1 protein-coding gene and 1 pseudogene are annotated in these 771 nt (G+C 66.5%); both read right to left on the reverse strand.

Going from position 1 to position 771, the window contains the following annotated elements:
• Positions 1 to 335: pseudogene (locus tag ABS769_RS22490) on the reverse strand (phage late control D family protein); the annotation flags it as partial.
• Complete coding sequence (locus ABS769_RS22495; protein ID WP_350498298.1) at positions 332 to 733, reverse strand: phage tail protein; 402 nt, start codon at positions 731 to 733, stop codon at positions 332 to 334. The gene ABS769_RS22495 and the pseudogene ABS769_RS22490, both read right to left, overlap by 4 nt.
• Between the last annotated feature and the right edge of the window lie 38 nt (positions 734 to 771).

Consider the following 771-nt stretch of genomic DNA (forward strand, 5'->3'; position numbering starts at 1 on the left):
CTGCGCTCGCGCCGCGTGCGCATGTCAGTGGTGAGGTCTGCACTGCGCGCGCGCACCGTGATGATGTCGGGGGCGCCGCTGTACTCCACCTCGTCCACGATGAAGGTGCCTTTGTCGACCAGGCCGGTGGCTTTCCACCCCAGCGCCACGGCCAGGCGCACGCCACGTTTGGGCAGCGCCATCTTGCCGTCGTGGTCGTGGATACTCAGGTCCAGTTGGTCGGCGTCACCGCCTCTGCATTCGGTAAGGGTGAGATCGAGCAGGCGCGGTGCGATGCGCTCGGTAAGGTCGGTGCCATCAAGCACCACGCGCCACTGCGGAATCGGGTAGCTCATGCGGCGGTCGCCTCTGGCGTGGTGTCGTCTGCGCGGCGCAGGCTCAGTTGGAACTCGATCCGTCGCGGTGTGCCGTCCTCGAAGAACAGTGAGGCGGTCTCGTTGATCGACAGCAGCAGATACGGCCCGTAGACCACGCCTGCGCCATCCACCAGCGGTAGCGGTTCGCCAGCGGCCGCAAGCTGGCGCAGCGTGTCCAGCGACACGCGGGTGCCAGTGAGTTCGGGAGCAATCAGACCGGACAGGTCGATGCTGTCATCGCCCGGACCCAAGAACTGGCTGGCCGCTCGCGCACCGACGCGCTCGCTGGTGGGGTGGCGCCAACTCATTTGCCGCTGCAGCTGCAGGAACGCCGCGCTGTCGAGCGAAAACACGAAGGTGCCGTAGGACATCATCATCAGTTGGAGCCTCAGTCGTCGCGCAGGCTGGAGCGGCG

The sequence above is a fragment of the Xanthomonas hortorum genome, from assembly GCF_040279205.1.
Classification (GTDB): Bacteria; Pseudomonadota; Gammaproteobacteria; order Xanthomonadales; family Xanthomonadaceae; genus Xanthomonas; species Xanthomonas hortorum_F.

Coding starts and splice junctions, on each gene's coding strand:
- ABS769_RS22495 (WP_350498298.1), bottom strand. CDS start 733: ATGATGATGTCCTACGGCACCTTCGTGTTTTCGCTCGACAGCGCGGCG.